Here is a 24,608-nt window from a genome sequence, read left to right on the forward strand (position 1 = left end):
GTAAAAGTTTTGTCTAATATTTTGATATATAAAATAATATTACCACCTTAAGTCAGCTCTAAGTCAAGCACTAAATATAATATCTTCAATTCGTAATTTAAAAACAACAAATAAAAGCAGATATACTAAAGCCAAAGTTGGTTGGTATATAAGTATCGACTTTTTTATTAGTTTTTAATGTATTCGTTACAGATCTTGAAATAAAACCTCTATCATTGATAAGAATATCGCCCTCTTTTAGAGCTTTACTTTTCAGTGAAATATCTCCACTAAGCTCCATATCATGCAGTTTTATTGAATCAAAAGCTATTTCTTCAATAATTCCTCCATCGTCCATTAGGCCTCTTAATGTTGCTAGCTTATAACCACGGGTAGACTCGCCTTCAAATCTAATAACCTCAGAGTTTTCATAGTTAGAATTGTTCAAATTTACTAATATTTTTGTGCAATCTAATATGTGTATCTGAGGTAATATTTTAAGTTTTGCAAATTTGTAAGTTTTTAATTTTGTAGATCTAAATTACGAATTGAAGTGATGATATATTGAGACTTGCATACTCAATAAAAGAAGGTAAGGTTTCAGGATCATTAATAATGGGTAAGATTGGTTATTATGCAAGACAAAATAGTTTAGCTAAAGCCCTAAGCGAACTTGGAAAAATAGAAAAAACTATTTTTATCCTAGATTATTTATCAGACGAAGATTTCAGAAGAAAAATTCAGATAGGATTGAATAAAGGTGAAGCAATGAGTGCACTGGCTAGAGCTATATTCTTTGGAAAATATGGAATGCTTCATGGAAAAAGATAATATTAGGGCAAAAATTCCTAGACCTCCTGCCAAAATAGCAACATTTCTGAAATTGGATACATTTAACAAATAAAGAGCTACAGCTGGAGCTAATGCCATTGCCAAACTACTAGATAAACTGAAATACCCCATTCCTTCTCCAAAACGTTTTTTAGGAATTATATCCGTTGCAATACTGTTACTGAAAATCCTGTAACCAATGAAACACTATTAAAACATCTTCTTGGTTTTATTAAGTAGTTATCTATCCACTTTTGCAGCTGCATTTTTAGCATATTTGCGAACCTTGCTTAAATCGGTTTCGTTTGGTTGATTCCGATTGATGAATACCCAAGACTGACCTTTACAAGTAAAAGGCTCCTCAACAACCCTTATTTCTTTATTCTGTAAGAGCTCTTTTATGTCAGTGCCAATTTTAGCTAACCCTCCATATGTGGCAAAGATAGCTGCGTTTTTTATCATTTTCGGATCTAATCGGTCAATGAAAGAGCGTGTCCTTTCATTTGCTTTTCCAAAATATATCCCATCTCCAATGAAAAGTAAGTCGACAGGCTCAGAAAAAGAAATAGGGTCTTCTCCTAACTGTTCAGCTTCGACATTTAACGTATCCGCTATTGCGCGTGCGAGTTTTTCCGTATTACCTGTTGACGAGTGATAAATTACTCTAATATTCATAGTTGCCATATTAACCTCCATTTTATAAACTCTTGATCTCTTGTTTCAGAGAAGTTATAAACTCTTCTTTTTCAATGTCTTCCAATTAACCTTATAATAAAAATGGCAAACACTAAAATTGTGCCTACCATCTTTTACTGCATAGTCAGGAAATAAGTGGAGCTTTTTATTGCCCATTATTTTATGTAATATTCTCCACCAACTGTATTCTCATACCGTTTGGATCCTTTATAAAGAAATATCTAACATTCGGGTTAGGCCGGGTCGGCCCGCTGTCAACAGTGATATCTTTTTCTTTAACCAAAACAAGTGCCTTATCAAGAGACTCGACTTCAAATCCCCAAGAAATATCGTTGCCGATAACTGTATCCCTGCTCTCACCGTCGCAAATAAGCTCAATTTTTGTTTCTCCTTTGCCTAAAAATGCAATCTCCACTCCAGGTCCTGCGTTAAATTTCCTTACCACCTCAAGCCCTATGACGTCTGTATAAAACTTGATTGATTCCTCCAAGTCCTTTACGTTTAGGGTACTCCAACAAAATCTCATAAAACCACCTCCCAAAATATACAACATTATTATAGTGTAAAAACAAATCGCGAACCCTTTAAAATAATTCTCACAAATATTATACAAGGTTAAAAATGTATGAATTTGTTACATAAAACTATATAATTTTACGCTTATTTCAATATTCATTTAGTTATAATTGGCAACTATGATCTTTGGCTTTGTATTGTTCTAAGAATAAAGGATGAAAAATCATTTGGTTTTCGTCCTAATATCCAAGTTAAAACATTTGGATTTCCGACAAATCCATGTTCATTATAATGTTGAAACATCTTTAATAGTGTATTAACTTTATAGTCTCCTACACCATGCTTTTTTAATTGTGCTGCAAACATTTCGTCCTGAGGCGTTTCAACTTTGATTTCAAGACCAAAATGCAGTTCCATAGCTGCCAGCATATCAGACAAAGATAAATTTTCAGGTCCACAAAGTTCATATGTGGCCCCTGTATAACCAGTATTTGTAAGAATTATAGAAACGGCCTCGGCTAAGTCTTCTAAATCAACCATACACATGCGAGTTTCTTGAGTAGTAAAAAACTTTTGTTGGAATATGCCTTTTTCACTAAGTGACTTCCAAGACTCTAGTATATTCTGCATAAATACTGCTGGCTGAATAATAGTATATGGGATTCCTGAATTCACCATAAGTTCCTCAACCTTGAGTTTTTTCTGATGATGTGGCATATCTTGAAGTACGGAATGCAATACTGAATGGTATACGAAATGCTCTACTCTAGCATTGCGAGCAGCGTTTATTACCATTTGTCCTATCTCAACTTCATTGGGATTTACAGCAGAACATATGTGATATACTGTATTAATTCCGATTAACGCTTCATCAACAGACTTTTGATTCATCATATCTCCTGCAAATACATCAATCTCGCCCAAGGATTTAATTTCCTGAATTTGTTCGGTTTTATGAACGAAAGCTCTAATCTGCTCGCCTTTAGATAATAAAGCCTTAATTATTGCACGACCAGTTTGCCCATTCGCTCCAGTTATAAGTATCATAATAATATCTCACCTTTCTATATCATATAAATTATTTGGTAATAAATTAAGTAAAGAGGTTAGTTCCTTCAATTGACCGTCTTCAAGTCCGGACATAAGTTTAGCAATTAAGGTGTAGTGTATAGGCAAAATCTCCTCCAATATACGTAATCCTTTTGAGCTTAGCCGAACCAAATAGCTTCTCTTATCACACGAGTTGGGGATTTTCTCTATGAAACCTTGATTTTCAAGTCCGCCTATTAATTTTGTCATAGTTCCCTTAGTAACTTCAGCTTTTTTGCTAAGGGATATTGGAGATAATTGATAATCATTCTGTCGATACAAAAGCATTAAGATTGTAAATTTTCCTTCCGAAATATCATACTTAGAAAAATGTTCATCAAGTATTTTTGAAATATCAGACGCCGTCCTGAGGAGTGATATACAACCTTCAACTGCTCCTATATTTATACCCGGAAATCGGCTAGAATAATCTTTTAAAATCTCACGTTTCGGTACATCTCTAAGACTAAATTTAAAACTTTCCATAATAAAACCTCCTAATTTATATAGTAAGCCAACTTACTATATTTGTAAAGATATATTTTGTTATAAATTTATATACAAATAACTTATAAATTTAATTATGTATTTTGGAGTAATACAATTTGATTTATACTATTATGAATTTCGACTAAAGTTGAAATGTTTTTGCTTTGAAGAAAGCTAAAGACCGCAAACATATGGCCGCCTTATTTCTGATAAATTAAACTAGCTCAGCATATGTTTGTTGTAAAATCAGGTGTACTAACCGCCCTTTGGATGGTGCTACCGTATTCGGATTCTCTATTTTTCAGTAAGGGTTTTGCTGTAAGGGTATTTTTTAACAAGTTCTCCCTAGTAAAGAACCTTTTACCTGTAATGGAGGAATGATAACAGGCAATAAGACTGATTACAGATTTCCCTACTAAAATTATTTTAAAATACGCTTGACATAGAGTGCACTCGCAAGTGTAAGATTAATCTATCATACATTTGAATGTGAGTAGACTATTAAAATAATTTTGAAAGGAAATTTATATGAAAACACGTAAACTTGGAAACAGTAATATTGAAGTATCTTCTATTGGTCTTGGCTGTATGGGGTTTACCCAGAGCTATCCCCCATTTCCAGAAAAAAGTGATGGAATTGCAACAATTCGTAAAGCTGTAGAACTAGGTGTAACCTTTTTCGACACTGCGGAAGTGTACGGACCATTCACGAATGAAGAACTGGTTGGTGAGGCCTTAGAACCATATCGTAATGATGTGTTAATTGCTACTAAATTCGGTTTTAACTTCAACAAAAACAGACTTGATAGCACAGGAAAAACTGCCACACTTGACAGCTCTCCAGAAACTATCCGCCATGCCGTGGAGGGCAGTCTGAAACGCCTTCGTACTGACCATATTGATTTGTATTATCAGCATCGTGTGGACCCAGATATACCTATCGAAGAAGTGGCAGACTGTATCTCTAAGCTGATAAAAGAAGGAAAAGTGTTGCGGTGGGGACTATCTGAGCCTGCTGTAAAAACAGTACGTCGTGCCCATGCAGTATGTCCAGTCACAGCTATACAGAGCGAATATTCTATGTTTTACAGAAAAGTAGAGTCAGAAATGCTTCCAGCTTTGGAAGCATTAGGAATCGCTTTTGTCCCTTTTAGTCCTTTAGGAAAAGGAATTCTTACAGGCAATGTTAAAGCAAATGATACATTTGCAGCCAATGATGTTAGAAGTACAATACCTCGATTCAATGACCAAGTCAATTTAAAGAAAAACATTGCTATGGCTGATTATGTCACCGAACTTGCCAAAAATAAAGGTACAACACCAGCTGGTATTGCACTAGGCTGGCTGCTGGCTCAGAAACCATTTATTGTCCCAATTCCAGGAAGCAAAAAGGTGAGCCGAATCGAAGAAAATTTAGGTAGTGCAGAAGTTACATTTACCGCTGATGAACTTAGCAGTATTCGAAAGAATCTGGAGAGCATTGAAATTGTCGGTGAACGTTACCCAGAAAATCAAGAAATACTGACAGGAAAATAGATATCTACTCTCATTATAAAAGAGACAGCACATCAATTGATGCCTGTCTCTTTTACATTATCTATTCATACCGCATTTCAAATTCCAATTTATAGGGGTACCTATAAGGAGTAAATGCGTCGCAATTTATTAGTTAATTAAAATTGATTGAGGAAAAGAAACCGGATTTAGTAGTACTTGATATAATTATGCCTGTTCTTGATGGCTTGGGTGTTCTAGAGAGACTCAACTCTAAATTTAGTATTAAGACCTCTTTCTCCATTATACAAAAATATAAACGGTACTACTGTTATAAATAAGAATTCTGAATTAAACATTAACATTTTTATCGTCTCCGATACTGTAGCATATGGTATATAGCTAGTTATAAAAAAGATTACACATAATATCACATATCCTATAATGGCTCTATTTCTTTTTTCTCTAAAGAAATATGTTACTAATGTGAATGGTATCATAACTATTCCACCCTCAGTAAACACTCCTAAAGGAATAATAAGTATTGCAAGAATGATAAGTCCTAACTTTTTAAAGCCTTTACTCTTTTTGCTATGCTCAAATAAGTTAATCACTGTAAGTCCTACAGCTAATGCCATAAATATATTATTATGAATTGCGACCTGCTTTGATATTAAAATTTTATTAATTATAAAGTCTCCTGCCTGCATAAATATAGCCCAACCAAATAACCTAATGTTATACTTTAATTTATTTCTTGTGTGAAATAATCCCACTACCATTAAAAATGCAAATAGTGGGGTTACAAACCTTGAAAAGGGATGAAACCATAATGGAAATGCTAGGGGGAAAAAAGTATATAAGTGATCCATTAGCATTGCTATTAGTGCAATATTTTTTAGTTGAAATGCGTTTAGTTTTTTCAATGTTTTATTCTCCTCTTTTGTTATTTTATAATCATATTCTCGGCATACTTTAAAGTTATAAAGTAATATACAAAGTATCCAAGATAATATACACCTAGAGTGATAATTATAGGAAATACGATAGGTCTTGGTATTAACTTTTGAACAATAACCATTGCAAATAAGCTATGTATAGTTCCAACAATTAGAGGGAGTAAAAAGATAACCTTGTACTATAGAACTTAGTAAAAATGAGTTTAAAATTTTGAAAATTTTAATGACTAGTAATGGTAAAATAGTGAGCCGCGATAAATTAATGAAAAGGCTTTGGGATAATGATTGGTATGTGGATGATAATACCTTAACTGTAAACATAAATAGGTTAAGAACAAGACTAAAACAAATTGGACTTGATAATTTTATTCAAACAAAGCGTGGGCTAGGTTATATAATAATGTAGCAACCTTTATATTGCATTAAAAGTTAGGAGAGTATATGAAATTTATAGATTTTATTAAAGATAAATTACCACTAATATTTTTAAATTTTTCTATTTTAATCTTTGTTATACTAGTAATTATTTTTTCACCATTAAATTCAATTTTATTCGATACCATATTTTATATAACTATTGTAAACTTATTTTTTTTGAGATTCTACTTAATAATTAGTTATATTAGGAAGAATAAATTTCTTGGTTTATTAAAGGAAGGTGTAGATAATAATAGTTTTAATGATGTAGGATTAATTAAAATGAACTATGAAGAAAAAATATACCTTAATTTAATGAAAAACTACAAAATTCAGTGTGAGAATATAGTAAATGCTTCTACCGATTTTTTTAATGAAAATAAAGATGTATTAAACATGTGGATACATGATATAAAGATGCCTATATCTATAATAAAACTCATAATAGAGAGAAACGAAAATGCATATTTTGAAAAAACTTTAGATAAAATTGATAATCAGGTTACGAGAATTGAAAATTCAGTTAAAAGAGTTCTTTACTTATCAAGGATTGATGATTTCCATAGGGACTTTTTTATACATAAGGTTTATATTGAAGAAGTAATAAAAGAAATAATAAAAAAATACTCGAAATATTTTATTGAAAATAAAATAAATTTAGATTTGGTAAATATACATAATAATATTTTATCAGATAAAAAATGGCTTAGATTTATATTAGATCAAATAATAAGTAATGCTCTTAAATATACACAGTGTGGGGATTCTATATCTATAGCTTGCGTAGATAAAGATAGTATCTTAAAGATAATTATAAGAGACACTGGTTGTGGCATAAAAAAAGAAGACTTAAGTAGAATTTTTGATAAAGGGTTTACTGGAAATAACGGTAGAAATAATGCCAAGTCTACAGGGTTGGGTTTATATTTAGTAAAAGAATTATGTGAAAAGTTAGATTATAAAATAACTGTGCATTCAATTTATAATGAGTACACAGAGTTTATCATTAATTTCAACATAGGCAAATAAATTTCATATATGTTGTAGAAACAGGTACCCACAAGGAATTATTGAAGCAAAATGGGGTGTATGCAGATACTTGTCACATCAAAATCTACTCAAAAAATCGTATAAGATCACTTCTTTCTATGGACAGTGATATAGTTAGGTATGGTTCGCCTCCACCAGAAAAACCACAATTAATTTAATTTTCCTGCTTCTAAAGTAATTACTGGCATATCTTTTCCTCCTTCTCTTACTATTGATTTTTATTTATTGTAAAGACTTTTCTAAGACATATGCCTTATTCAAAACAATTCTTTTGTTCAATCACTTCACTTACTGAACACCCTACCACAAATAATTTTCTTGCCCGTTGATTCTTTTTCAACAATAGAATAAATATAAACCCTTAAGTCAACTTCATGTCAAGTACTTTTTTATTATTTAATTACGGATGACAAGAACTCTTTATTTTGCAACACGCAATATAAGATGATGAAAAATTTTTTCATCATCTTATATTAATATTTTTCTTATATCTTAAATTGTTAAAACGTTTCCTGTTTTTTTCTGCTAGCTTTCCAATCAGCTATTACTTCATTTGTAACAGGCTCGCACTTCTGTTCATAAGTATCAATTTTATAGTTGATTACATCCAGAGTTTCCTGTATATCTTGCATTTTTTTATCTAATCTAGCTTTTGTTTCGATAAGTGTTTCTCTTCTTGCTTCCTTGGTTGATTCTCCCTGAATAGCAAGATGTATATATTCACGAATAGCCTCTAATGAAACTCCTGCTTTTTTAAACCTCATGGCAAACTTAATCCAGTTAATTGACATCTCATCCTAATCTCTAATTCCTGATTCAGTTCTACGAACCTTCGGAATTACACCTATTCTTTCATAATATCTCAAATTGTCTATAGATATCCCTGTTACTTTCGAAGCCTCTTTTATTACCATTGCTCTACCTCCTTAAAAGTTTTTGTCTACTATTTTGATATATAAAATAATATTACCACCTTAAGTCAGCTCTAAGTCAAGCACTAAATATAATATAAAGTTTATATTTCATATGACCTAAATTCAATTATTAACTTTCTCTTTTGAATAAATAATATTACCAAAACCACCATCAACACGTTCAAATTGAAACACACCTTTTATTAAAAAAAGGCTTCACAATTCCAAATGACTTTATTTCACTTAATTCTTTACTTGTTGTTGAATAAGCAATTTTGCGTATTGTAAAAACTATGTACGGATAAAATGCTCATCACAGGCATGCCTTTCAATAATTTAATCAACTTTTTTAATTTCAACTGTAAAATTGCCCTTAATCCCTGCAAGCTTTTCTATTCCAGATTCAATTTTACCTAATACAATAAGTCCGCTTGCATAGCCAGAATCTTTATGATAAATGGCCAAGTTTCCCCAAGGAGCATATAAAGCCAAGTCTCCAATCGATGGATCACTGCCTGCTGGTGCACCTTGTGTTAATAATTTCCTCGAAAGATAACTGATTTTTTCAGTTCCTGCATAATCTTCAAATTTTAATGTTAATGGAAGTAACTTTAAAAAGTCTCTACTTGTTGCATTATCATTCATTTTTACAATTACTTCTTCATTGTTAAAAGACAATTTTATTTTAGTATCTTTTATAGTATCTAAATTATCATCATTAATTGTAAATTTCATCTGTACCGCTTGGTTAATGTTTTTTAGAGTTTGAACATTTCCATTAAGTTTGTATATAAATTTTAAATCTTGAGAAATATTGAGGTAATAAGTTTCTCTTGGTGTATATTTCTCTTCCGGAGCATATACTAATATACTTTTACCATCTTCAGTTACAGCTGTTCTAACATTAACTATGTTTCCTGCTGAATCTGTTACAGAAATAGCCTTATCTACAGAGCTCGAATCTAATTCTGTCTTAACTTTTATTGTCCAGGTCTTAGTTGAACTTATATTTTCCTTTTCCTCCCACTGTTTCACCTTTACCACGGGTGTAGCCTCTACTTTATATTTGCAATAATTAGAAAGCACAGTTAAAAAAAACACAAAAACTAAAAATGAAATCATAAATCTTGACTTACTCAATCTCATTATACTCACCACCTTCTTAATAAATTTAATAACCTTGTGAATAATTCTCAGTTTTTTATAAGGAATTTTATTAAAGATTCTGTAAATACTGACTTTCCATAAGATAATTAACGAAAAAAGGATGGTTCATCATAAGAAGTTACCGCCAGAGAGAAAAAAAATCAACTATACTTTATTTCTCCGTTATAATTTGTGTTTTTTCAGGATCTATTTTAGTTTTATCCATAATTAATTCGCTAATACCCTCTGCCCGGATTATCCCACCAGATGGATTTGTAACACTACCAATAGTACTGTTAATCTGTACATCTACTGTGGAATATTCAAATGATAGCGTAGTGTTCAATAATTGGCAGTCTTTCATTACAAGGTTGTCCATATAGCATAATCCCTGCAAGCTTTCAATAGTACAGTTTACAAAGGTCACATTCTTAGAATTCCATCCCAAGTATTCTCCCGAAATAAATGAATCATAAACTGTTACATTCTCACAGTTCCAGAATGCATCCTTTGCCAGAATTTTCGCATTATGAATTTCAATATTTTTTCCTCCATCGAAAGCGTAGTTTCCTGCCAGTTGGAATCCATCAATTTTAATATTTGTACTATTCATACCAAAGTAATCCCCTTTGGCTGTTACATTTTTCAAAGAAATCTCATCACAATTCCAGAAAGTCTCACCAGCATTTTGCATAGTAACATTCTCTAATTCAATACCCTTTGCACGCCTAAAGATCTTCGGTGCTTCAATTATAGTGTTTCTTATTGTAATATTCTCCGTATACCAGATTCCCGAACGAGCCATTTCAAGAAATGTACTGTCCTCTACTACAATGTTTTTACAGTACCATAATGGATATTTCCATTTAAATATACTGTGATCTATGTTAATATTCTGACTCTCTTTTAACGGAGACTCACCATCAGCAAACGTTGAATAGGAAACCTGTAAATCTTTGCTATTAAATAATGCTCTCTCTCCAATAAGTATCTGTTCTTTTACTAATTTCATAATTTTATCCTTCTTCCATTTAAAGATAGTGTTAACACTATCTTTATTTTATTTATTTAAAACCTTGCTCTTGCATGGTTTGTAGCTATTTTAAAATATAAGACCACTTACGGTAGAAGTTCTTCTTTATCTTAGTAACACCTCTATCATAAGGGTTAAAGTTAACTTCATGTCAATACCTTAATCAAAATTCTTAAATTTTATATTATTCAACATGGAATGTATACACCTTTTTATAATTTTCCCGATGGTAATAGCGCACCTCACCACTGCTTTGGTTGTAAACTATACTCCATTCGGTAGATTCAGCATCTTTAAAGTTATGTTTGCTTACGCTATCCATTGCATCACGGACTTCTTCCATGCTCATGGTTGTTGTCTTACTTAGTTGCTTCATTAAAATATCATATCTAGAATGAGATTGAGCTGTTCCAATTCCATTTTTTTCACCATAAGCTAAATAAAAATTGGTAATTACAGGTGTTTTTGTTACAATCATCTTATTACCAACATATTCCACAACCACACTGTGTCCTTCAGTATCAGCCAAAGCAAAATGCACCATCAACCCCATGGATGCATGCATATCATGCTGTTTTAAAAGATTGATTGCTTGATCTACATTTGCAGCTTTATCCAGCAACAAACGAACGGCAGTTGTCGTTGTAATATCCGGTTTTTCGGTATTCTGATTGATATTATCAGAGTCCTCAATCATCAATACCGCTGCACTAAGTCCCTTTTCATTCATACCGTCCAGCGGTGCATAAAGCGCTACCATAGTACGCACTTTCTCTGGCAATCGATCTACGCTTCCCCCATATCCAGCACTGATAAAGTCCATATTCACTGTAGAAACAGAGGCATAGCCGTCTGAAGGTTTTGAAGAAACCACCAATGCATTACATGCCTGCCAATCAAAGTTCCTCCCAAATAAGGCATCGCCCTTGGGACTTTTGACAGATAGTGTACTGCAAGCAAAACCTTCAGTTTTAAGTGACAGCTTATCTGCTCTTGAAACCATATTATTTTGGGTTAAAAATTTAACTACATCTGTATCAGAAGATGCCCCCCCCTGTTTAAGAAAGCTATCAAATCCATAGTTTCCCTCATATCGAACAGCAGAAAAATCATCTTCCAGCTTTGTTTGCTGCGTGGTAGGCTTTACTACGTTGCCATCATATTTTTGAACATTTGCCATTGTGGAACCCTCCTTATTCTTCATAAACCTTATTCCTACGAATCCTGCCAACAAAAATATGGCTAAAAGTACAGATAGTAGTAACACAACTTTTTTCTTCATTCTGTATCTCCCTTTCTGATCTCAACAATTTACTTGTTCATTAGCATAGTATAAAAAAGTCGCTTAAGCCATTATCTTCAGTAAAAACTATCCTCACAGATCCTTTCCCAGAATCAGCTCTGTCAAAGTAGTACGCGAATCGCAACCCCCGCTCCTAACATGATAATAATGCTTCCGAGAATGTAGTTCAACCTCACGACCACCTTCCCAGTAATACGCTTCCTAAACAACCGAATCATAGCGACAATGAGTCCCCACCAAATACATGTACCAAGGAATATTCCTAGACAAAGTCCAAGACATTGCACAGTGGAGGTAATACAGCCAATATTAAATATCGAGAATGCTAAAATAAATGTTATAATCGTTGTCGGATTTGTTATAGCTATCACAAAAGAGGACGCAAAGAAAGAAATTATCTGTGATGTTTTTGCGGTCTCCTTAACCACCTCCTGCTTCTTCAAAAGAATACTAACTCCCATTATGATAATCATACCTCCTCCCACAAGGCTGATTATGCTTTGATATTTCAGCATAAAATCCAAACACAATGTCAATCCAAAAGCACTGATAAAAGCATATAGAAGATCAGCCGTAGAGCACCCTATTCCAGAGGCTAGACCTGCAAAAGTACCATGTGTAATTGTTCTTCTTATTGTGAGAGCGCCTATCGCTCCCACTGGCACTCCAAAGACAAGACCTATACATATACCCTTCAATAAATATTCCATTGTCACCATCCTTTCACGCCTTATCTCTGCTTAACAGAGATACTCTAACCATTGCTTATATGACTTTACAAATGTCATTTTGCAGGACTGATTGAAATGACTTTATTTCCCCATCCCTCTACAACAGGATTATTTTTTACAGCCTCGTTGAGTCCGTTGGTATTCTTAAGTTGTCCTACTTTGGTATAATTCCCCTTGACTTTTGCATCCTGATAAAAGAGGATGATTCTGTTAGGAGACGAATAGTATAATTCCCCTGCCTTTTCCGTAGTAACTTCTTTAGAGTCGGAATCAATCTTATAGCTGCTTGGAATATCATAATACTGCATGACGTTAGAGTCACCAAAATGATAAATCGGTAGATTCCAATCAACCTGTCCAATATACCTTCCTATCTCTGTTGCGGTTTTGTTGTTGTCAAGATTTAAGCTAAACGCATCGCCATTCGGGCCAAATCGTACCTCCAGATTAGGCAGCTTTGCGCTTGTCTTATCCCCAGATTCTATATTCGATTCGTCAGTACTGCTTTTAGCTGCATTGTTCGATTCGGTTGCTGCCTTCTTGCTTGTACATCCGGCAAAGGACATCGCTAGCAAAGCAACTAACATTAATGTAAATATTTTCTTTTTCATAATTATATCGTCCTTTCTTTTTTATATATTTTCATGCTTATTAGTTATATTATTTATTGATTAAAGTTGTGATATCTACCTTTTTAATTTTTCTTGAGAAAATGTATGCAAATACTACAAATAGTACGATTATAATGAACGGAATCACTATTCCATTTCCAAATCCAAGTGTCGACTCAAACTTGCTTATACCAAATAATTTTAATAATATGGTTATCACCGGATCAGCGAAAATGCAGCTAAGAACAATTCCAATTACCGTACCTGCCGTCACAACAATACCAAACCGCATAACAAAGGCAAGTCTTAATTTTAACGATGTAAATCCGATACTTTTGAAAACAGCCATATCTCTCTGTTCTGCAAGTAGCATTTTACTGCTGGTAAGTCCTATTACCACCGAAATAAAGATTGCAACAATTACATACATAAATTTGGTTAAAAGGTGCATGGTACTCACGATTCCATCGAGTCCCGACCAGCTATTTGTATGTACCTCCATATCCACCGGATATTTTTTTTGAAGATATGTTTTAATTTCATCACTCACCGATGAGTTTGCAAGAACATAATGATGACACCATATATAGGAATTAACATTACCTTTTTTCGCATAACCTTCTCTGCTCATTCCTATGTTGGCACCCATTTCATTCGCACATTCATAAATACCAGTTACCATATATGTATGACTGAGGGTCCCATTCTTAATAGTTACACTGTCACCGATGCCTATCCCTAACTCATCTGCTACAAATTCCGTTATGACAATCTGGTTATCTGCACGAATGGTATTACCAGATAATATATGAAAGCGTGAAGGTTGATCTATTACATTAGCTGTATAATTCACACCATTTACTGTTACTTTCTCCATTGCAATCTCGTATTTATCTTCTATTTGGGAATAAGAAGAAATGATATTCTCGACTGCTTTCATATTCACATTACTAAGAGGCTTAACACCTAGATCGTGGTCAGCAACGCTGAACACATTCATAAGACCTTCTCCATTTGGTCCAATCCAAGTGTCCATCCTTCCCACTACAGAAACAAAAAACACAAGTAATATTGTGACAATGCCTGTTCCGACATATCGCTTTCCTCCAGATGCAATTTGCCGCAAGGCAAGATGAAACGTTAATCCTTCCGACTTAAAAAGTGTATTACTTTTTATATATGATGCATGTCCCTGTGTATTGCCATTTATCGCACGAAGCGGTGGTATTTGAACAATTCTCACTGTTTTTATATATATAAATAGTGCAAATACACATAATATGATTACAAAAGTAAGCATACACCATCCATATGGAAGTGTTGTTGGCATAAGCAGACCAGTTGATGTTATCGTAAGTCTTGCTGACAAATCAATGACATAGATTGAACAAATGAATCCTAAAATCATTCCTGCCACAATGCCTGAAACATATTGTAAAAACTGTAATAACCGCAATTTTCCACTTGTACAGCCTATGCTCTTTAAGATACCCATATCTTTATATTCCTGCTCAATTGCATTTGATATACTGTGACCCATGACAATCATAGATACAACAATAAGTATAATAACAAATGTAATCAAAAATCCTGTAAAAATATTTTGTAAAATAAGCATAAATCCATATATTGACGAATCTGAATAAACAAATTCCGTATATTGAGTAAGTTTTGTATCCTTATTGATTGATTTATTGAATTCTGCTGGTGAAAGACTGCTGCTACCGCTCTGGAAAATATGAAGCATTGCTCCATCCCTTCCCAAAATATCGAAATCTGATGTTTTACTAAGGATATCGTTAACGTCCAACAAATCCGCTTCACTTATCAAAAAACTTTTCATGTCTATCATAGAACTGCCCATAAATGGATCTTCAAAATATCCCTTAATAGTAAAAACCTTTTCCTCACCATTACGTGAAAGTTTAAAATGAACCTTATCACCTATTTTCACATTGTGTTTTAACTTTAGAGACGGCGAAATATAAATTTCGCCCTTTCCTACAGCCCTTACATCCTCATGTTCACTTAAGCCATTATTTAGGAATTTATAAGGATACTTATCAGAATCATACGCAATCAACTGCCCCTCGTCATCAGAGTTTATACCATTTATGCCATAACCTGCAAATACAACTGTCTGGTTCTCTACTTTTTCCACATCCGAAAGACCTTGTATTTTTTCTGTCAGCTGATTCAAATTATCAACGTTGCTCACCCATGCTGTCATATCTCCATAACCCATTCTTGACATCTCTTGACTAACGTAACTACTCGAATTGATATATACAGTAAGCGCCATTACCAACGTAACTGACACAGTAAAAATAAGTATAAATAGTCCTGCTATGCTCCCCTTTTGCCGTTTAATTCCAGCTTTCAGCAATGTTATAAAACCCATACTCCACCTCCTACCATTTCATAGAAGCAAGCCAGTTATTAAGCTGTACTTCCCTGTCCTTTCCATCCGATTGTTCATAAGATGGCATTTCTTTTTCGTCCACGATTTTTCCATCCTCAAGATACAGCAGCCTATTACCACGCAAAGCTGCACGTATATCATGTGTCACCATAATAATGCTTTGTCCCGAGTTATTTAATTTGCTTAAGATATTCAATACTTCTTGCGTATTGTTCTTATTCAATGCACCAGTAGGCTCGTCCGCAAACACAATTCCAGGTTCATTAATGATTGCCCTTGCCACTGTAGCTCGCTGTGCTTCGCCTCCTGAAACCTCCGACGGAATTCGGTCCTTTTCATTACCGACATTCATTTGCTTAAACAGTTCTTCTGTTCGTGTACAAGTTTCCTTCGTGCTTCGCTCTTTTCCCAGATACCCGGCAACTGCTACATTTTCAAACAAGGTAAGATTACTAACAAGATGAGTCTGCTGAAACACAAATCCAAAGTCATGTGAACGAAGGTTTGCTATTTGCTTTTCACTAAGACTGCTGATTTCTTTCTCTTTATATATCACCTTGCCTTTACTAATCTTGTCCATACCGCTTAAAGCGTAAAGTAACGTCGATTTTCCAGCTCCAGAAGCACCCATAATAATAGTAAAATCACCTTCATAAAAGTCAACGCTAACATTATTTAGTACATCCACATGATTTTTTCCTATTTTAAATGATTTACAAACATCCACTGCTGATAAAAGTATTTTTTTCATAATTCACTCCTTTACTCTTCTATTAATTATATCTTTATTTTACAATCAACCGCTTCTTTCCCGTCTGTGGATCAGGTAAGATTTCTTCTACAAAACGTACATTAAACTTCACATACTCTAGATGCTTTGTACTCAATATTTCTGCCATATTTTTTAGCATTCCCAATTGAATGCTATTTTTCTTTTCTTCATCAGAAACTTCAATCATCATTTCAAATGAATTACAATCTATTTGCCTAAATTGATAATCCAAAAGTCCTTCAACACAAAATCCTTCTATTGCAAGTGGGTGAAGAAATTCTCTATTTCCATCTTTATCTTCAAACCAAATTATATCCTCATTTCGGCCCAAAATACTTTCCACTTTATTAAATGGATAAATACATTTTTCATCTAACTCCTTTAGTACTAACTGATCTGAGATTTTATAACGAATTAAGGGCTGTGCAAAATTGTAAAGTGATGTAAGATACATAGTTCCATCTTCCACCTCAATATAATTCATATCATCAAACAGATACATACCTTCTTCATGATTAGTTTCAACACCCAAAGCCAAAGATTCACTGGCACCATAGATATTCACAACATCTGCATGAAAAGTTTTTTCTATATAATCTCTTAATTTGCCGCAAAGTGGTTCACCACAAGAAATCACCCTAGATACTTTGAGTTGTACTTCTCCCTTTTCCAAAAGTTCTCCAAGAATCTTGATAGCTGATGGATAACCTATAATCATATTGGGTTTAAACTTATGTAAATTTTCTATCCATTCTGCAATGGGTGTCTTAATGTCCAGAAATAATTGATTTGCATGCACCCCTTCGACACCGCTGCTGACTGCCATAGCTCCACCATAACGTCCATCTGTTGCAGCAATATATACAATTCGAGGTCTTTTGAACAAAAGCTTTAATATTTTAGGCATGGACATATTCCAAAAGGCAGCCCTTATAATGCCCAAAAGCATCTGATCCCACGCTTCCTCATCGTATACAAAATACCCCGGTTTTCCAGTACTACCTGAGGAATGCACTACATGATATTTATCCTTGAATTTTATCTGGTCTACAGACTCTTCTTTATCAAATTTTCGTATATCATTCTGATTCAAATCATCATTAGTTACCAACTCATCAAAATGTTCCATAAAAAGATCTTTGTCTATAATCGGAAAAGCTGAAATAGGAAGTGTAGAAATCTGTTCTCTTGTTATTCCCGCTTCTTCAAACGTTCTGCGATAATACTTTGAATTCTCGTATGCATAGTTAAGCAGTTTCCTTAACTTTTTATTTTGTAAACTTTTAATTTGCTCTATGGTCTTCACTGTATTTCCTTTTAACTTGTACAGATTCCATAATAATTTAAAGTACTTCATTAATTCCTCCTATTTAAATCATTCTTTTTTAAACTTCATAACAAGCTCAATCAAATTAATTGACATCTCATCATAATATATAAAATAATATTACCACCTTAAGTCAGCTCTAGGTCAAGCGCCAAATGTAATAAATTTTTTGAATTTTCAATTTTTTCTACATATAATTCTAGATACTTTATAACTCTAGCTGACATAAATAAAACTAAGACTATTACTTCGCCAAATCAAAAGTAACCTTAATATTACCATCACCAACAACTTGTACAAAGCTGGCCGCATCCTCAATATATCCAATACGAGTATATTTATAAGAACTGGAGAAGGTTTTATAGAACGCCACTAGACAGTTATCGCCGTAAAGCATGATATCTCCTGCATGAATTTTTCCAGGTTGCTCTGAAACTGTAGGAAGCGTATTCGATAAATAATAGTATTTTTCATTGCCGTTTTGTTCGCTCATATCAACTGTGAGCGGAAATTGCTTAACTAACGCCTTCGTCGTTTGGTTATCATAAAGCTTTGCCGAAAATTCCTTGTTCCCGACCGTAATGATCAAATCTATCATCGTTAATTTCTTTGATGCTTTACCATTATCTGTTTGTTGTGTAGAATCACTTCTTGGTGCTTCATGTTGACTTATCTGATTGTTTTCATTCGTTTCACTATTATCGCAGGCAGTGATGGAAAAACATAACATAATCAAACATAGTATCGAAATTACTTTTTTCATATTCAATTTCCTTTCTGTGTAAACTAAAACAATAGCATTTTGCTACGATACACAATACATTGCCACAAATCAATCATCATATAATCTGCAATAAGATGAAAACAATAGAATTACTCCTGACTGGTTACGATTATTGAGTTCCATATAATCATATATCTTAAAGTTAACTTTAAGTCAATGTTTATTTTCAAAAAAATTTTTCCATCTATTAAAATATAAAGAAGTATCTTATTTATATAAGATACTTCAGACTGTTGACAAACATAAAATGTAAAACACTCTAATTTAAAATTGGAGTGTTTTTTTTCATATTCAAAAAGGATTTTACAACATCAATGTCGAATATATATAGTATACAAACTTTATAATTCGGAGGGTTTAGTTATGATTAATGAAAAGAACTTCACACAACAAAAATTAGAAATGGTATATTTAGAGGATTTAGTTCCTAAAGACCATATTCTCAGAAATATAGATAAATACATGGATTTCTCTTTCATAAGAGAATTGACTCAAAAATATTATTGTTTAGATAATGGAAGACCTGGCGTAGATCCTATTTTACTCTTCAAAATGCTGTTTATTGGATACCTATTTGGAATAAAATCTGAGCGACAACTTGTAAAGGAAATTGAAGTAAATGTAGCTTATAGATGGTTTTTAGGACTAAGCCTTACTGATGTTATTCCAGATCATTCAACAATTAGCCAAAATAGACGTAGACGATTTAAAGGAACTGACGTGTTCCAAAAAATATTTGACGAAGTCGTATTTAAGGCTATAAATCTTAAGATGGTAACTGGTAAAATACTTTACACAGATTCTACACACCTAAAAGCAAATGCTAATAAGCGAAAGCTTGTGAAAATTGAAGTTGAAAAAACACCTAAAGAATATGTAGCTGATCTTAATAAAGCTGTAGAGGAAGATAGAATAAATCACGGTAAAAGACCTTTGAAAGTGAAAGAACCTGTTACCATAATAAAAGAAATTAAAGTTAGCACAACTGACCCCGACAGCGGATATATGATGAGAGATGGCAAGCCGGAAGGCTTCTCCTATTTAGATCACAGAACTGTGGACAGTAAACACAATATAATTACTGATGTTTATGTTACTCCTGGAAATATAAATGATGTTGATCCTTATATCGATAGATTGGATGTGCAAATAAAAAAATTTAATTTTAATACAAAATATGTTGGTGCCGATGCTGGTTATGCTACAAATCTTATATGTAAAGAACTATTTGAGAGAGAATTAAAATCTGTAATGGGATATAGAAGGTCTCCACATACAAAAGGAATGTACACTAAAAATAAATTTCAATATGTTAAAGAGAAGGACATATATGTTTGCCCTGACTTAAGGGCTTTGCATTATAAAACGACAACTAGAGATGGATATAAAGAGTATGTTGGGAATGCAAAAGATTGCAAAGAATGCCCAAATAGAACTCAATGTTTTTCTGATAAAAGTAAGGTTAAAACTGTTAGAAGACATGTTTGGGAAATGTATAAAGAAGATGTTGTAAAGTTTACCAAAACGGATAAGGGTAGAAATATATATAGAAGAAGGAAAGAAACTATAGAGCGAAGCTTCGCAGATTCTAAACAACTGCATGGGCTTCGCTATTGCCATATGCGCGGATTAGAAAATGTGCAAGAGCAGTGTCTGCTTACAGCAGCAGTGCAAAATATGAAAAAGATAGCTAGCCTACTATCTTCCATGTTTTTTTATTTTATAACTAAAAACCTGTTGCATGTTACTAATTTATCTATAAATCAAAATGCTATCGCATAATTGCATATAAAAACCCAGTACAATAAAAAATTATACTGGGTTTGTAAACAACCTGAAGTATCTTATTTATATAAGATACTTCTTTATTTGTATTTTCCCTTTCCAAACTTAACTTTACAGAGATTTTCCAAATGTCTTCATATCAGCAAGCATTGCGGCTGATTTGTTGTTCTTGCCATATACCATCTTAATTCCTTTGTCCTCGGCTTCAAAGTAATCAATCACATTCTTATACTGCTGTATTACAGCATTATAAACCTCCGGAGCACCTGAGCTTAAGAACAAGGCTGTCTGTGAAACTTTACGCGGTTTTCCAGTTGCGTAGAAACGTGTGATGGCAGACTGTAACTGACCGGTGATAGAGAAAAAATAAATTGGTGAAGCAAATATCAGCATATCTGCAGTTTCCAATTCTTTATAAACTTCACCCATATCATCTTTCTGCACGCACTGACCATTCCCACGGGTATGACAGAATTCACATCCAAGACATCCGCCAATTTTCTTTTGTCCAACAGGTATGATATTCACTTCATGCCCTTTTTCCCGTGCACCTTCTGCAAACGCATCAACCATGGCTGTTGTGTTACCGTTCAACCTTGGACTCCCGTTTAAAACTAATATTTTCATACAATCAATCCTCCAATTCTTAAAATTTAATTGTGTTTACTACTCATTATAATTTATTTCAATTTACTATATTCTTCATTTTTACCTATTAACACAATGCATTGCCACAAATCAATCATCACCATATAATCTAAAATAAGATGAAACCAACAAGATTACTCCTGACTGGTTTCGATTTCCCTTATAATTTTCGCAGGAACACCACCTACAATAACATTTGAAGGTACATCCTTGGTCACAACCGCACCAGCGGCAATGACAGCACCGTCACCTATGGTCACGCCGGCAACGACAGTGGCATTTGCTCCAATCCATACATTTCTACCAATCACAATTGGCGCGGGATGCATATTGCTACGTTTTCTCGGATCAATGTCATGATTGAGCGTAGCAAGCATTACATTGTGCCCAATGAGAACACCATCGCCAATTATAATTCCGCCCTGATCCTGAAAACGACAGCCTGAATTGATAAAGACATTCATGCCTACACAGATGTTTTTCCCACAATCCGTATAAAAAGGAGGAAACATGGCAAATGTTGTATCCACCCGTTTGCCAATCAACAAAGAAAACAATTCCCGTACCTCTTGTGGAGTATGGTACTTACCGTTCAGGTCGGCAGTCAACTTTAATGCTTCCTGAGATACGTCTATCATTACCTGATGTAATTCCGAACCGCCCTCAACCACTTCACCTCGATTTAAGTGCGCTAATAAATCATTGATATCCATTTGTATCCTCCTTATCGATAAGAATTTCTTAGTACATCTACAACATCCTTATGTGTCATTTCACATGGATTTGCTGTAAACAGAAAACCGTTAGTTTCGCGAGCATTGGTCGCAATTTTATCAAATTCATCCGGAGTGATACCATAATCGCTCATTTTGAGTTCCGCCATACCACAGGCCTTTTGCAAGCCCACAAGCGCAGTGATGAAATCCTCCGGCTTATTAGCTTCTTTGATTCCCATTGCCTTTGCCATCGCAATAAATCTCTCATCACAAGCATTCTTGTCAATAAAGAATTCATAGAACGCTCTTGAAATCATAATAAGTCCTGCACCGTGAGGCAACTCCTGATGATATGCACTCATTGCATGCTCAATAGAATGCTCAGCAGTAGTAACGCTCACAGTCATAACTATACCAGAAAGGGTGTTTGCAAATGCCATGTGTTCTCTTGCCTCCATATCGCTACCGTCCTTTACCGCACGTGTAAGATATTTAGCTGCATTTTCAATAGCAGTCAGTGCATACATATCACTCATAAGACTTGCATATTTCGAAATATAGCTTTCTGTAGAATGGAAAAGTGCATCAAATCCTTGATAAGCAGTAAGTTTAGATGGAACTGTCTTCATCAGTTCAGGATCGATTATAGAAATAAACGGGAATAACCGATCATCACCACCAAAGCCAATTTTTTCATTGGTTTCATCATTTGTGATAACACCCCATTGGTCTGCTTCTGAACCGGTTCCTGCTGTTGTAGTAATACAAATTACTGCAAGCGGAGCATTTGCAATCGCTTTGCCTTTTCCAGTTCCACCGGAAATATAATCCCAGATATCCCCATCATTTGTTGTCATTGCCGCCATTACTTTGGAGGCATCAATAACACTGCCACCACCAAGAGCAACAATAAAATCACATCCGTTATCTCTTGCTGTTTTTGCTCCTGCCATAACCGTTGACTTCAACGGATTTGTCTGTACTTTATCAAAGACAACACTTTCAACACCTGCTATTGTAAGTTCCTCGATAGTTCGATCAAGGGAACCATTTTCTTTAGTTGATTTTCCGTTTGAAATAACTACCATTGCCTTTTTGCCAGGTAGTTTCTGATCATGCAATTCGTTAAGCCTTCCACATCCGAAAATAAATCTTGTTGGTACATACATATTAAAGTTCATTTTTAATTCCTCCATTTATTTAAAATATTATTTATACTATTTATATCAAACTTCGATTATTGAGTTCGATATAACTTAGCGTGCTAAATCAATCCGCACATCGATAGAACTTCCTAATCCTTTTATTACAGATAAATCACAATCAACCTTTCCCATGTTTACCTGCTCGCCATAGATTTTAGACTTTTTTTCATCTTCAAAGAGGATCGTAAAATAGTTTACATCCCGTTCAAAGTTAATATCGCCGTTCATCCAGCCGTTATGGACATCCTTTTCATCATATTTCAGAGGATCTTTCATTACACCAGAATAGTCATGAGAGAAGCGGTTTATATGCACCGTATATGGCAGACGGGACAACAGTTCCTTTGAAGATGTGGAATTATTTAAAGTGGCCGGAATTACCGTATCTCCAACCGTCATCGTAATAGCTGTACCATTCTTAATCGTACGGGTAGCCATGTTAGAACCTTTTGGAAGAACTTGCGCGGAGTCATTCGAAGCTTTACTCGATGTATCTTGAACATTTCTACCTTCTACGGTAGAAGCGGCCTTTTCAACCGAGCACCTTCCTGCAGAGTTTTTTTCATTCCTATTAGCTTGATTTTCGCTACATGTAGTCAAAGAAATCATCATTAATTTACTCGATGTATCCTGAATATTGCTACCTTCTACGGTAGAGGAAGCCTTTTCAACCGAGGAGCTTCTTACAGAGTTTTTTTCATTCATGTTAGCTTGATTTCTGATACATGCAGTCAAAGAAATCACCATTAAAATTGTCAGTGTAGGTGTCAATAACTTTTTCATAAAGAAACCTCCAGTACTGTTTTTGATTTGGATATGACCGTATTAATGCAGCCAATAGTGTTGAATGTTATTGGAGCGTTAAAGTCTATGTAAGGCTTGACACTCTGGATCGTTTAGTGTAATCCATTCCGTTTAAAACAATTATTTATTTGTGTTTGTATCAGCATATCACTTAAAGTTAACTTTAAGTCAAGTCTTTTTCATAAAAAAACGCAGCAATTTTTGCTGCGTAGAATGGGATTATTGAAATATATACAAAAACAAAATTAATGGAGGCATCGTCAATATGACCGCCTCCATTATTAGAACCATCGGTTAAGATGTTACTTCTTCGGTATCCTGCTGGTTCGCTTTGACATGTATCTTTTCTGTACCTGCCTCAAGAGCTGTCTTATAATACCAACATTTATACTCTATGACTTCAAGTGTTTTCTGCAGCGATGCCATCTGTTCATCTATAATTCTTTTTCTCTCAATAAACATCTCATATCTTTCACGCAATGTGGCATCTCTCTGTTCGCACCAGTCTATGAATACTTTAATATCTTTAATGGACATTCCCGTATTTTTTAGACATTCAATAATTTCCAGTGATCCTAGATCAATATCTGAAAAAGAGCGTATACTGGATTCTGAACGTTCTAAATTAGGAAACAGACCTTCCCTATCGTAGTATCTTAAAGTTGAAGCTGATAGATTGAATTTTTTTGAAACCTCTCCAATGGAATATTTCATGTTTGGCTCACTCCTTTTTACAATAACCTAAAGTTAACTTTTATATACTTTATCTTGCCGTACATGATATTTCCGCAACTTCAGATTTTATAATAAAACAATGATGTGCAATATGGACTTTTAAATCTATCTCAAACAGAAAACCACTAATCAAGAACTTATTCTCCTTAATC

Annotated in this window: 27 protein-coding genes and 2 pseudogenes; 6 read left to right on the top strand and 23 right to left on the bottom strand. The window is 34.0% G+C overall.

The genetic code is table 11. The annotated features are described in order from the left end of the window. Positions 1 to 97: 97 nt before the first annotated feature. Complete coding sequence (locus LL038_RS17135; protein WP_268055897.1) at positions 98 to 337, bottom strand: hypothetical protein; 240 nt, start codon at positions 335 to 337, stop codon at positions 98 to 100. 197 nt (positions 338 to 534) lie between these two features. Between LL038_RS17135 and LL038_RS17140 the strand changes: the two are divergent. Further along, positions 535 to 795: pseudogene (locus LL038_RS17140) on the top strand (Tn3 family transposase); the annotation flags it as partial. On the opposite strand, the gene LL038_RS25595 reads toward LL038_RS17140, so the two are convergent. The 5 genes from LL038_RS25595 to LL038_RS17160 form a co-directional block, all read right to left on the bottom strand. Then, positions 694 to 942, bottom strand: a complete 249-nt coding sequence (locus LL038_RS25595) for a hypothetical protein (protein WP_375293018.1) — start codon at positions 940 to 942, stop codon at positions 694 to 696. The pseudogene LL038_RS17140 and the gene LL038_RS25595 overlap by 102 nt on opposite strands. Positions 943 to 1,050: 108 nt before the next feature. Next, complete coding sequence (locus tag LL038_RS17145; protein ID WP_216125026.1) at positions 1,051 to 1,494, bottom strand: flavodoxin family protein; 444 nt, start codon at positions 1,492 to 1,494, stop codon at positions 1,051 to 1,053. Positions 1,495 to 1,666: 172 nt separating this feature from the next. Continuing rightward, positions 1,667 to 2,032: a VOC family protein gene (locus tag LL038_RS17150; RefSeq protein WP_216125027.1), complete on the bottom strand. Its 366-nt coding sequence runs from the start codon at positions 2,030 to 2,032 to the stop codon at positions 1,667 to 1,669. A 167-nt stretch (positions 2,033 to 2,199) separates the two neighbouring features. Continuing rightward, positions 2,200 to 3,069 carry an SDR family oxidoreductase gene (locus LL038_RS17155; RefSeq protein ID WP_216125028.1) on the bottom strand — a complete coding sequence of 290 codons (870 nt, stop codon included), beginning with the start codon at positions 3,067 to 3,069 and terminating at the stop codon, positions 2,200 to 2,202. Positions 3,070 to 3,078: 9 nt separating this feature from the next. After that, positions 3,079 to 3,597, bottom strand: coding sequence for a MarR family winged helix-turn-helix transcriptional regulator (locus LL038_RS17160; protein WP_216125029.1), 519 nt, complete (start codon positions 3,595 to 3,597; stop codon positions 3,079 to 3,081). A gap of 531 nt (positions 3,598 to 4,128) precedes the next feature. Here LL038_RS17160 and LL038_RS17165 point away from each other — a divergent pair. Then, on the top strand, positions 4,129 to 5,136 hold the full coding sequence (locus tag LL038_RS17165) for an aldo/keto reductase (RefSeq protein ID WP_216125030.1): 1,008 nt from the start codon (positions 4,129 to 4,131) through the stop codon (positions 5,134 to 5,136). 137 nt (positions 5,137 to 5,273) lie between these two features. Continuing rightward, positions 5,274 to 5,372: pseudogene (locus LL038_RS17170) on the top strand (sporulation transcription factor Spo0A); the annotation flags it as partial. Here LL038_RS17170 and LL038_RS17175 read toward each other — a convergent pair. Further along, a complete protein-coding gene (locus LL038_RS17175; RefSeq protein ID WP_375293020.1) occupies positions 5,352 to 5,972 on the bottom strand; it encodes a TraX family protein in 621 nt (206 codons plus the stop codon). The pseudogene LL038_RS17170 and the gene LL038_RS17175 overlap by 21 nt on opposite strands. Positions 5,973 to 6,234: 262 nt before the next feature. On the opposite strand from LL038_RS17175, the gene LL038_RS17180 reads away from it, so the two are divergent. Beyond that, positions 6,235 to 6,459: a winged helix-turn-helix domain-containing protein gene (locus LL038_RS17180; RefSeq protein ID WP_375293021.1), complete on the top strand. Its 225-nt coding sequence runs from the start codon at positions 6,235 to 6,237 to the stop codon at positions 6,457 to 6,459. Between the two features lie 35 nt (positions 6,460 to 6,494). Next, on the top strand, positions 6,495 to 7,499 hold the full coding sequence (locus tag LL038_RS17185) for a sensor histidine kinase (protein WP_216125032.1): 1,005 nt from the start codon (positions 6,495 to 6,497) through the stop codon (positions 7,497 to 7,499). A gap of 521 nt (positions 7,500 to 8,020) precedes the next feature. On the opposite strand, the gene LL038_RS17190 is transcribed toward LL038_RS17185, so the two are convergent. The 11 genes from LL038_RS17190 to LL038_RS17240 all read right to left on the bottom strand — a co-directional run bounded on the left by LL038_RS17190 (position 8,021) and on the right by LL038_RS17240 (position 18,542). Beyond that, the gene (locus LL038_RS17190; RefSeq protein ID WP_268055898.1) at positions 8,021 to 8,311 is read right to left on the bottom strand and encodes a MerR family DNA-binding protein; all 291 of its coding nucleotides are present in this window, start codon (positions 8,309 to 8,311) and stop codon (positions 8,021 to 8,023) included. A 6-nt stretch (positions 8,312 to 8,317) separates the two neighbouring features. Further along, positions 8,318 to 8,434, bottom strand: a complete 117-nt coding sequence (locus LL038_RS17195) for a MerR family DNA-binding transcriptional regulator (protein ID WP_253200301.1) — start codon at positions 8,432 to 8,434, stop codon at positions 8,318 to 8,320. A gap of 336 nt (positions 8,435 to 8,770) precedes the next feature. Continuing rightward, positions 8,771 to 9,580, bottom strand: coding sequence for a cyclophilin-like fold protein (locus tag LL038_RS17200; protein ID WP_253200302.1), 810 nt, complete (start codon positions 9,578 to 9,580; stop codon positions 8,771 to 8,773). 172 nt (positions 9,581 to 9,752) lie between these two features. After that, positions 9,753 to 10,592 carry a DUF3737 family protein gene (locus LL038_RS17205; RefSeq protein ID WP_216125033.1) on the bottom strand — a complete coding sequence of 280 codons (840 nt, stop codon included), beginning with the start codon at positions 10,590 to 10,592 and terminating at the stop codon, positions 9,753 to 9,755. Positions 10,593 to 10,797: 205 nt separating this feature from the next. Further along, complete coding sequence (locus LL038_RS17210; protein ID WP_216125034.1) at positions 10,798 to 11,895, bottom strand: carcinine hydrolase/isopenicillin-N N-acyltransferase family protein; 1,098 nt, start codon at positions 11,893 to 11,895, stop codon at positions 10,798 to 10,800. A 122-nt stretch (positions 11,896 to 12,017) separates the two neighbouring features. After that, positions 12,018 to 12,626 carry a LysE family translocator gene (locus LL038_RS17215; protein WP_216125035.1) on the bottom strand — a complete coding sequence of 203 codons (609 nt, stop codon included), beginning with the start codon at positions 12,624 to 12,626 and terminating at the stop codon, positions 12,018 to 12,020. Positions 12,627 to 12,700: 74 nt separating this feature from the next. Beyond that, positions 12,701 to 13,258 (bottom strand): cyclophilin-like fold protein, encoded by a 558-nt coding sequence (locus LL038_RS17220; protein ID WP_216125036.1) that lies wholly within the window; start codon positions 13,256 to 13,258, stop codon positions 12,701 to 12,703. Positions 13,259 to 13,307: 49 nt separating this feature from the next. Continuing rightward, entirely contained in the window at positions 13,308 to 15,659 is a 2,352-nt protein-coding gene (locus LL038_RS17225; protein WP_216125037.1) for an ABC transporter permease, read from the bottom strand. A 10-nt stretch (positions 15,660 to 15,669) separates the two neighbouring features. Beyond that, positions 15,670 to 16,431, bottom strand: a complete 762-nt coding sequence (locus tag LL038_RS17230; RefSeq protein WP_216125039.1) for an ABC transporter ATP-binding protein — start codon at positions 16,429 to 16,431, stop codon at positions 15,670 to 15,672. Between the two features lie 34 nt (positions 16,432 to 16,465). Continuing rightward, complete coding sequence (locus tag LL038_RS17235; protein ID WP_216125041.1) at positions 16,466 to 17,809, bottom strand: phenylacetate--CoA ligase family protein; 1,344 nt, start codon at positions 17,807 to 17,809, stop codon at positions 16,466 to 16,468. Positions 17,810 to 18,023: 214 nt separating this feature from the next. Further along, a complete protein-coding gene (locus LL038_RS17240) occupies positions 18,024 to 18,542 on the bottom strand; it encodes a cyclophilin-like fold protein (RefSeq protein WP_216125043.1) in 519 nt (172 codons plus the stop codon). Between the two features lie 384 nt (positions 18,543 to 18,926). Between LL038_RS17240 and LL038_RS17245 the strand changes: the two genes are divergently transcribed. Then, the gene (locus LL038_RS17245) at positions 18,927 to 20,345 is read left to right on the top strand and encodes an IS1182 family transposase (protein ID WP_253200382.1); all 1,419 of its coding nucleotides are present in this window, start codon (positions 18,927 to 18,929) and stop codon (positions 20,343 to 20,345) included. A 114-nt stretch (positions 20,346 to 20,459) separates the two neighbouring features. Here the strand turns inward: LL038_RS17245 and LL038_RS17250 are convergent, their stop codons facing one another. From LL038_RS17250 to LL038_RS17270, 5 genes are all read right to left on the bottom strand, one after another. Beyond that, positions 20,460 to 20,975 (bottom strand): flavodoxin family protein, encoded by a 516-nt coding sequence (locus LL038_RS17250; protein ID WP_216127628.1) that lies wholly within the window; start codon positions 20,973 to 20,975, stop codon positions 20,460 to 20,462. A gap of 155 nt (positions 20,976 to 21,130) precedes the next feature. Beyond that, on the bottom strand, positions 21,131 to 21,709 hold the full coding sequence (locus LL038_RS17255) for a DapH/DapD/GlmU-related protein (protein ID WP_216127630.1): 579 nt from the start codon (positions 21,707 to 21,709) through the stop codon (positions 21,131 to 21,133). An 11-nt stretch (positions 21,710 to 21,720) separates the two neighbouring features. Then, positions 21,721 to 22,893 (bottom strand): iron-containing alcohol dehydrogenase, encoded by a 1,173-nt coding sequence (locus LL038_RS17260; protein WP_216127633.1) that lies wholly within the window; start codon positions 22,891 to 22,893, stop codon positions 21,721 to 21,723. Positions 22,894 to 22,968: 75 nt separating this feature from the next. Beyond that, positions 22,969 to 23,700 (bottom strand): cyclophilin-like fold protein, encoded by a 732-nt coding sequence (locus LL038_RS17265; protein ID WP_216127636.1) that lies wholly within the window; start codon positions 23,698 to 23,700, stop codon positions 22,969 to 22,971. A 315-nt stretch (positions 23,701 to 24,015) separates the two neighbouring features. Beyond that, positions 24,016 to 24,435 carry a MerR family transcriptional regulator gene (locus LL038_RS17270; RefSeq protein WP_253200368.1) on the bottom strand — a complete coding sequence of 140 codons (420 nt, stop codon included), beginning with the start codon at positions 24,433 to 24,435 and terminating at the stop codon, positions 24,016 to 24,018. Positions 24,436 to 24,608 lie beyond the last annotated feature (173 nt).

It is taken from the genome of Clostridium estertheticum (assembly GCF_026650985.1).
In the GTDB taxonomy this organism is placed as follows: Bacteria; Bacillota; Clostridia; order Clostridiales; family Clostridiaceae; genus Clostridium_AD; species Clostridium_AD estertheticum_C.

What these genes read in the sequence shown, in the direction of transcription:
- LL038_RS17135 (WP_268055897.1), bottom strand. Translation starts at nt 337, where the DNA reads ATGGACGATGGAGGAATTATTGAAGAAATAGCTTTTGATTCAATAAAA.
- LL038_RS25595 (WP_375293018.1), bottom strand. Translation starts at nt 942, where the DNA reads ATGGGGTATTTCAGTTTATCTAGTAGTTTGGCAATGGCATTAGCTCCA.
- LL038_RS17145 (WP_216125026.1), bottom strand. Translation starts at nt 1,494, where the DNA reads ATGGCAACTATGAATATTAGAGTAATTTATCACTCGTCAACAGGTAAT.
- LL038_RS17150 (WP_216125027.1), bottom strand. Translation starts at nt 2,032, where the DNA reads ATGAGATTTTGTTGGAGTACCCTAAACGTAAAGGACTTGGAGGAATCA.
- LL038_RS17155 (WP_216125028.1), bottom strand. Translation starts at nt 3,069, where the DNA reads ATGATACTTATAACTGGAGCGAATGGGCAAACTGGTCGTGCAATAATT.
- LL038_RS17160 (WP_216125029.1), bottom strand. Translation starts at nt 3,597, where the DNA reads ATGGAAAGTTTTAAATTTAGTCTTAGAGATGTACCGAAACGTGAGATT.
- LL038_RS17165 (WP_216125030.1), top strand. Translation starts at nt 4,129, where the DNA reads ATGAAAACACGTAAACTTGGAAACAGTAATATTGAAGTATCTTCTATT.
- LL038_RS17175 (WP_375293020.1), bottom strand. Translation starts at nt 5,972, where the DNA reads ATGCTAATGGATCACTTATATACTTTTTTCCCCCTAGCATTTCCATTA.
- LL038_RS17185 (WP_216125032.1), top strand. Translation starts at nt 6,495, where the DNA reads ATGAAATTTATAGATTTTATTAAAGATAAATTACCACTAATATTTTTA.
- LL038_RS17190 (WP_268055898.1), bottom strand. Translation starts at nt 8,311, where the DNA reads ATGTCAATTAACTGGATTAAGTTTGCCATGAGGTTTAAAAAAGCAGGA.
- LL038_RS17195 (WP_253200301.1), bottom strand. Translation starts at nt 8,434, where the DNA reads ATGGTAATAAAAGAGGCTTCGAAAGTAACAGGGATATCTATAGACAAT.
- LL038_RS17200 (WP_253200302.1), bottom strand. Translation starts at nt 9,580, where the DNA reads ATGAGATTGAGTAAGTCAAGATTTATGATTTCATTTTTAGTTTTTGTG.
- LL038_RS17205 (WP_216125033.1), bottom strand. Translation starts at nt 10,592, where the DNA reads ATGAAATTAGTAAAAGAACAGATACTTATTGGAGAGAGAGCATTATTT.
- LL038_RS17210 (WP_216125034.1), bottom strand. Translation starts at nt 11,895, where the DNA reads ATGAAGAAAAAAGTTGTGTTACTACTATCTGTACTTTTAGCCATATTT.
- LL038_RS17215 (WP_216125035.1), bottom strand. Translation starts at nt 12,626, where the DNA reads ATGGAATATTTATTGAAGGGTATATGTATAGGTCTTGTCTTTGGAGTG.
- LL038_RS17220 (WP_216125036.1), bottom strand. Translation starts at nt 13,258, where the DNA reads ATGAAAAAGAAAATATTTACATTAATGTTAGTTGCTTTGCTAGCGATG.
- LL038_RS17225 (WP_216125037.1), bottom strand. Translation starts at nt 15,659, where the DNA reads ATGGGTTTTATAACATTGCTGAAAGCTGGAATTAAACGGCAAAAGGGG.
- LL038_RS17230 (WP_216125039.1), bottom strand. Translation starts at nt 16,431, where the DNA reads ATGAAAAAAATACTTTTATCAGCAGTGGATGTTTGTAAATCATTTAAA.
- LL038_RS17235 (WP_216125041.1), bottom strand. Translation starts at nt 17,809, where the DNA reads ATGAAGTACTTTAAATTATTATGGAATCTGTACAAGTTAAAAGGAAAT.
- LL038_RS17240 (WP_216125043.1), bottom strand. Translation starts at nt 18,542, where the DNA reads ATGAAAAAAGTAATTTCGATACTATGTTTGATTATGTTATGTTTTTCC.
- LL038_RS17245 (WP_253200382.1), top strand. Translation starts at nt 18,927, where the DNA reads ATGATTAATGAAAAGAACTTCACACAACAAAAATTAGAAATGGTATAT.
- LL038_RS17250 (WP_216127628.1), bottom strand. Translation starts at nt 20,975, where the DNA reads ATGAAAATATTAGTTTTAAACGGGAGTCCAAGGTTGAACGGTAACACA.
- LL038_RS17255 (WP_216127630.1), bottom strand. Translation starts at nt 21,709, where the DNA reads ATGGATATCAATGATTTATTAGCGCACTTAAATCGAGGTGAAGTGGTT.
- LL038_RS17260 (WP_216127633.1), bottom strand. Translation starts at nt 22,893, where the DNA reads ATGAACTTTAATATGTATGTACCAACAAGATTTATTTTCGGATGTGGA.
- LL038_RS17265 (WP_216127636.1), bottom strand. Translation starts at nt 23,700, where the DNA reads ATGAAAAAGTTATTGACACCTACACTGACAATTTTAATGGTGATTTCT.
- LL038_RS17270 (WP_253200368.1), bottom strand. Translation starts at nt 24,435, where the DNA reads ATGAAATATTCCATTGGAGAGGTTTCAAAAAAATTCAATCTATCAGCT.